This is a genomic window from Myxacorys sp., from assembly GCF_059501405.1.
Genome location: NZ_JCACCM010000090.1, coordinates 23242 through 29709, shown reverse-complemented (window position 1 = coordinate 29709; position 6468 = coordinate 23242). Strand labels below are relative to the sequence as shown.

The window sequence follows — 6468 nt, the reverse complement described above, 5'->3', positions numbered from 1 at the left end:
GCCCATAGGTTTCAGGATTCAGGCTTTGAAAAATAGCCAAAAAATGTCCAAAACCGGCAAGCAACCGAATACTGTTCAGGCGATGCCCATGATTGCATCAAAGATTTCTTCCTAAAGCTGGTTTAGAAAGAAATCTTCGTTTTTGCTGAGTGTGTTACTGCCGTGTTATATAGGTTTTGGCTTCAATACAGCCAGGTAACACACGTTCTATCGTCTTAAAAAAAACGCCTCCAACTTGAAGCGGCTCAAAGTGTATTTCAGCTTGATGCAAGATCCTTCCGAGCCTATCTGAGCCAACCGCACTCTTGGGACATCTCGTGTTTTGAGGAAGTTGTAAATGGCTAACCCGATTGGTGATGCCAAGCTACGAAGGATCGCGTTTAGCAGCAGGGCATGAATTACTCCACCTGCAACTATGCAATTTAGCCTAAGATGACTTCTGGAAGAAATTAGGACTACTATTGAAAAAGCCTTGACTCTGTGTATTGGCGGGAGCCCGATTTGCAATAGGCGCAATCGCGCTTTTTCACGCTTGATCGCGCCTATTGTGTAGTTGCGACGGGGAATCACAACCCCAATGCCGCGGCGATTGTCTCCTGCGACTCGTTGCGGACGAAGGCGCGGTCGTCCACGGCCAACTCGTTTAACTTCGCCTTGCTCCATCAAGGCATCGAACTCCACCGCCTCATTGCGTTGTCCAACCGTGAGCAGAAAGGTCACTGGCAAGCCATGCCCCTCGCAACGCAAATGGATTTTGGTGCTAAACCCACCTTTGCTATACCCCAGGGCTTCTGACTCCGCATCACTGCCACTTACCCCCGCCGCATGTTGATCGCTTGAATCACACTGCCATCGACAAAGTGGAGCTTTCAGTCAAACTCGCCTGCAGCATTGGCCTGCTGCTGCAACTGCTCCAACAAAATCTGTTGCTACAGTCCTCGCTTACGCCAAGCATAGAAACGCCCTGAGACGGTTTCCCAGGCTCCATAACGGTCGGGCAAATCACGCCAGGGAGCACCGGTGCGAAGAATCCACAGAATGCCATTGATAAGGGTGCGCGATGCTCGTTGGCAGGTCGTCCACCTTTTGGACTTGGTTGCGGCAACAGGGGTTGTCATCGCTGCCATTGTTGATGGGTTAAATCTTTTCGTGAAATTGGATTGCGTGCTACCAATGCCTGCTAGCTTTCTTTGAAATATATCTATTTCCATTCTAGCTTCGGGTTTTAAAACACAGCCTAGGGTCAAGGGTGGCAGGAAGCGGCCCGCGGCCCTCCAAGTTGTCTAACTGCTGATGCTGGGTAGTCGCTGAGCAAGTTTGCATCTGAGTATTCCTCTGCGACCCCGAAGCAATTAATTGTCACACGGGGGGACATGCGTCCGACGAATACAAGCAGTTCCCCTGCAGATGCCAAGAGTTTTTCTGATTTTTGCCGTTGCTATCTCTCATTCCAGGGGTCTTGTTGCCTTGGTCCGTTCCCGCTGGGAGACAATCGCCCCTTAACGGTAGCATCAACCGCCGCTTCGTTATCGAAGTTTGAGTAGTTCTAGAGCCAGGATGGTTACCGCTGCTGCTCCCATCCTCTCAAAATGGGGTTTACTAATTGGCTATAGGTCAGGCTTCTATTAAGCATCCATAGCATAATTACTAGTTCAATTTCGGTGCGAAATTTTCATTGTAGGTGCGCCTCAAACGCAGCAGACAGACAGCATGGGCAAGTCACTCTTTAGAACCTGAGAAGCCAGTGAGTTGCTTTTGAATTGAGCTATTGCAGTACAAAACAAATGCAGTACAAATGTTTATTATCTGAGCAATCGCTTTTAGGCGGTTGCAAGATCGATGCCATCAGTACACCTCATCTCCGCGTATGGGCATGATGACGAAGGGAGGTGCTTATGCCAGACTCAACGAGATCAAGCTATTAATGTTTTTTATGAGTGTCACGAAAGCAATGCCAGAGCAGGGACAACTGGTGAGAGTCCGGCAGCGACAGTATGTGGTGACGGGTATCCGTCAAACGACGCTGCCCGCTAGTCCTCTCTTGCCGAAAGCGACACCGCCTCAAAGTCTAGTCTTGCTCTCCTCAATTGAGGATGATGGGCTAGGAGAAGAGCTTCAGGTAATTTGGGAGCTAGAGCCTGGGACGCAGGTGTATGAGCGGGTAGAATTGCCGCAACCTACTGGTTTTGATGATCCGGCTCGCTTGGATGCTTTTCTCGATGCCGTGCGCTGGGGTGCGGCTTCTTCTGCGGATATTCGCACACTTCAAGCTCCCTTTCGCAGTGGCATTGACATTGAAGACTATCAGCTTGACCCGGTGGTACGAGCCATCCAGATGCCTCGGGTGAACCTGCTTATTGCAGATGACGTGGGATTGGGGAAGACAATCGAAGCCGGATTAGTTGCTCAAGAATTAATTATTCGTCATCGCTGTCGGCGGATGCTGATTGTTTGTCCGTCTTCGCTACAAATTCAGTGGCGAGACCAGATGCGGGATAAGTTTGGATTAGACTGCCGCATCGTGGACAGTACTTTGATGAAAGAGTTGCGACGACAGCGCGGCATTCATGTTAATCCCTGGATTCACTTTCCTCGCCTCATTACCTCGATCGATTTTCTCAAACGAGATCGCCCCCTGCGGCTGTTTCGAGAAGTGCTGCCAGCAGAAGGGGAATCCCTCTATCCCCGTCGCTTTGATCTGCTGATTGTCGATGAAGCGCATAATGTGGCTCCCTCTAGCAGTGGGCAGTATGCAATCGACTCACAGCGAACGGCTACCATTCGCCTGCTGGTGCCACACTTTGAGCACAAGTTATTTTTAACTGCCACTCCTCACAACGGTTATCCAGAAAGCTTTACGGCCTTGCTAGAACTCCTCGATACCCAACGCTTCGCCAGAGGAGTCGAACCGGATCGCAACCAGCTGCAAGTGGTAATGGTGCGGCGCTTAAAGCAGGAGATGAAGCATTGGGATGATTCCCCGATGTTTCCCGAACGCAAATTGGCAGCGATTGCAGTTGACTATCCTCAGGCAGAACGCCAGGCTCATGCATCTCTGAGGCGGTATACCGAACTGCGAACAAAGGGCGCTAACGACAATCTTGAGAAGTACGCTACTGAGTTTGTCTTGAAGTTGCTCAAGAAACGACTGTTTTCGTGCCCGCAGGCATTCCTCACGACACTAACGCAACACCAGGAGTCGTTAACAACCGCGCGTCGTCGTCAAGCCAGCAGCCTGTCTGCTAAACCGACTGAAGGGATTTTGCGGCGACAGGTGGAACAGGTGGAAGAAGAATTTGCTGACGATGCGGTGTATGAAGCAGTAACGGATGAGTCGATTAGCCACACCAGCCGCCTGTTTCGGGCACTGGCACCGGAAGAACAAGGTTTGCTGCGGGAGATGCTCCAGTGGGCGGAAGTGGCAGCCCGACAACCAGATGCCAAGGCAACCCACCTGCTCGACTGGCTTAACACCACAATTCGTCCCCAGGGACAGTGGTCGAATGAGCGAGTGATTATCTTCACTGAGTATCGGGCAACGCAGAAATGGCTCTATAACTTGCTAGCAGCCGAGGGTTTGGTGCAGGGCGATCGCCTACTGACGCTCTATGGTGGCATGAATTCCGACGATCGCGAAGTGGTTAAAGCAGCCTTCCAAACGCATCCCGATATTTCTCCGGTAAGGATTCTGCTCGCGACCGATGCAGCTTCGGAAGGTCTAGATTTACAAAACTTTTGTTCCCGCTTGATTCACTATGAAATTCCCTGGAACCCAAATCGGATGGAGCAGCGGAATGGGCGGATCGACCGTCATGGGCAGCGAGCGACCGAAGTACGGATTTATCATTTTGTGGGCAAGGGCTACCAGGAGCAAGCTACGAGTGGGATTCGTCCTGGTGATTTGGAGGGGGATTTAGAGTTTCTGATGCGGGCAGCGCTCAAGGTGAACAACATTCGGGAAGACCTGGGCAAAGTCGGTCCGGTGATTGCGGCACAGGTGGAAGAGGCGATGTTGGGGCGACGGGCGACACTGGATACTGCCAGGGCTGAGCAAGAATCAGCACCTGTGCGACGAATGCTCAAGTTTGAACGCAAGGTGCGAGAGCAAATTGAGAAACTGCGAGAGCAGTTACAGGAGACGCGGCAAAACCTGCGGTTGACTCCGGAGAACGTTGAAGCGGTCGTGCGGGTTGGCTTGGAGTTAGCGGACCAGCCCCCGTTAATCGAGGCAACAGTTGAGGGTTTGCAGGGCCCAGTCTTTCATTTGCCTCCATTGAAGAGTAGCTGGGCTGTCTGCGCTGAGGGGTTGGAGCATCCTCACACCAAAGAAATTCGCCCAATTGTGTTTGACTCCGATGCAGCACATGGACGCGATGATGTGGTGCTGGCACACCTAAATCACCGTTTGGTGCAGATGTGTTTACGGTTGTTGCGGGCAGAGGTTTGGTCTACAGAAGGCAGAAAGCAACTGCATCGAGTGGCTGCTAGAGTGGTGTCCTCGAAGGCGGGTTTAGAGACTCCGGTAGTAGTGGCATATGGGCGACTGGTGATTCTGGGGAGTGACCAGCAACGGCTGCATGAAGAAGTGATTACGGCTGGTGGGGTGTTGAAGGAAGGACGCTTCAGCCGTCTGAGGGTGATGCCACTACAAGCGGCATTAGGGGCAATTTCTGCTGGCGCAGTGCCCGAAGTCGTGCAACAGAAGTTAGCAGGACTGTGGGACAAATATGCTGAGCCACTCATGCAGGCGTTGGTGGTGAGGCAGGAAGAACGAACGACGAGCCTGCAACAGGATTTGCAGAACCGGGCAGAGAAAGAGATTGCCGACATTACTGCCATCCTCACTGAATTGCAGAAAAGCATCCTCAAGGAATTAGATGAACCGCAGGTGGAGCAACTGACGCTCTTTAGTACGCCTGAACGAGAGCAGTTTGAGCGGAATATGAACAGCCTCAAAGCCAGAGCAGCCCAAATTCTACAGGAAATTGAGCAAGAAACGGCTCTCGTTCGGAAGCGGTTTGAAAACCCAACGGCACGACTTTTTCCTCTGGCAGTCACATTTCTGGTGCCACAGAAACTCCTCCGACACCAGTAGGCTAGAAAAGCTCACGTTTTGTTCAATGGTGGTCCCTTCATGCAAAAAACCCGTGCCTTCGCGATCCTCGCTCCCGTTCCAGAAGAGCATTTGCTTTCAGGACTGGAAGCGATCGCGGCTCAACTCGATTCCGATGATCTGCCACCTAATCATTTGCCCAAAGTTGCCTTTGGCAGCATGGACTTTGAAGTGTTTGGGGAAGCCGAAAAGCTGAGGAGTGGTCAGGCGATCGAGGTCTTGATCTATGCCTCTCACGCAAAGGGCGACCAACCCTTGAACCCACAGGTAACTTGGCGCGGGCTTTACGTGGGGTCTGTGGGGTCTCGTCGCGGTCGCTATCCCGGTAAAGCGATGTATCGACCCAAATCTACTGCCACGGATAGTCCAACCTGGGCCGTATTTTGGGAAGTTCAAGGATTAGAACCGCTTAAAATGCCGCTGTCGATCGGGAGCTTGCGGGGGAAGGATAAGAAGACGAATTATCAAGCTCGGTTCCTTCCAGAAGGTCCAGTCTTGATTGAATTTCCTTGATTGCGGTAGTGAGCCGATCTTAAGCACAACGACAAACAACCATGAAAATCTCGACCTACAATCTTCGGTGTGGTGGCAAAGCCAACCAGCGTGTCCACTGGGCTCAGCTTTTTGAGGTGGCAAACCCAGACATCTTTCTGGTGCAAGAAACCTGCTCCCCTGAGCAATACGTGACTAGCAGCTTTTGGGAGGCTCATCAGCAGCAGGTGCAGTGGGCAAAGGTGGGGAATAATGCGTGGGGCAGTGCCGTATTCGTGCGGTCGGGAACCGTCAACCGCATTCTCGTACCGGACTTTGAGGGGTGTGTCGTGGGTGTGGAAGTGGAGGGCTTCGCTTGGTCAGCCAACCAGGGACGAAAGCTCCGCATCTTCAGCATCCATGTGCCTGCACCTTATAAACCCTCAGTCAATCGGATGCTTGACTGGATTGGGAGTCTTCCCAATGACGGTGATTTGATCATTGGGGGTGACTTTAACCTGACGGTTGGAGCCCGTCATCCCAACGAAAAGCAACAAGATCAGGATCTGTGGTTGCTGGAGCGACTGCGAAGAGAGTTTGGCTTGATCAGCTGCTGGCAAGCCGCGAACCCCAACCGCGATCTTGCTCAGACCTTGCGCTGGAATCGGAATCAAGCAACTCCCTACCACTGTGACGGCATCTTTGTTCCGGATGCCTGGTATCGTTACTTGAATCAATGTGAGGTGCTGGCTTCGCCCCTATGGGAGGAGTTGAGTGACCATAATCCGGTGGTAGCAACATTTTCTGAGGGGCCAGTTCCTTTATTTCTGCCTACTGCTGTGCCTGCGTCTGCTGCAATTCTGTCTATCCTGCCATCTTAACCA

General features: G+C 52.0%; 5 protein-coding genes. 3 read left to right on the top strand and 2 right to left on the bottom strand.

Going from position 1 to position 6468, the window contains the following annotated elements; translation table 11 throughout:
• Nucleotides 1-207: 207 nt before the first annotated feature.
• Both AC5I6P_RS10685 and AC5I6P_RS10680 read right to left on the bottom strand, forming a co-directional pair.
• Nucleotides 208-726 carry a hypothetical protein gene (locus AC5I6P_RS10685; protein ID WP_495693739.1) on the bottom strand — a complete coding sequence of 173 codons (519 nt, stop codon included), beginning with the start codon at nucleotides 724-726 and terminating at the stop codon, nucleotides 208-210.
• Between the two features lie 203 nt (nucleotides 727-929).
• Nucleotides 930-1118: a transposase gene (locus AC5I6P_RS10680; RefSeq protein ID WP_495693738.1), complete on the bottom strand. Its 189-nt coding sequence runs from the start codon at nucleotides 1116-1118 to the stop codon at nucleotides 930-932.
• A gap of 815 nt (nucleotides 1119-1933) precedes the next feature.
• Here AC5I6P_RS10680 and drmD point away from each other — a divergent pair.
• Genes drmD through AC5I6P_RS10665 form a run of 3 tightly spaced genes read left to right on the top strand, consistent with a single transcriptional unit; the run spans nucleotide 1934 to nucleotide 6465 of the window.
• Entirely contained in the window at nucleotides 1934-5095 is a 3162-nt protein-coding gene (drmD, locus tag AC5I6P_RS10675; protein WP_495693737.1) for a DISARM system SNF2-like helicase DrmD, read from the top strand.
• A 39-nt stretch (nucleotides 5096-5134) separates the two neighbouring features.
• A complete protein-coding gene (locus tag AC5I6P_RS10670; RefSeq protein WP_495693736.1) occupies nucleotides 5135-5626 on the top strand; it encodes a hypothetical protein in 492 nt (163 codons plus the stop codon).
• 41 nt (nucleotides 5627-5667) lie between these two features.
• Nucleotides 5668-6465 (top strand): endonuclease/exonuclease/phosphatase family protein, encoded by a 798-nt coding sequence (locus AC5I6P_RS10665; protein ID WP_495693735.1) that lies wholly within the window; start codon nucleotides 5668-5670, stop codon nucleotides 6463-6465.
• Nucleotides 6466-6468: the final 3 nt, after the last annotated feature.

What these genes read in the sequence shown, in the direction of transcription:
- AC5I6P_RS10680 (WP_495693738.1), bottom strand. Translation starts at nt 1,118, where the DNA reads ATGACAACCCCTGTTGCCGCAACCAAGTCCAAAAGGTGGACGACCTGC.
- drmD (WP_495693737.1), top strand. Translation starts at nt 1,934, where the DNA reads ATGAGTGTCACGAAAGCAATGCCAGAGCAGGGACAACTGGTGAGAGTC.
- AC5I6P_RS10665 (WP_495693735.1), top strand. Translation starts at nt 5,668, where the DNA reads ATGAAAATCTCGACCTACAATCTTCGGTGTGGTGGCAAAGCCAACCAG.
- AC5I6P_RS10670 (WP_495693736.1), top strand. Translation starts at nt 5,135, where the DNA reads ATGCAAAAAACCCGTGCCTTCGCGATCCTCGCTCCCGTTCCAGAAGAG.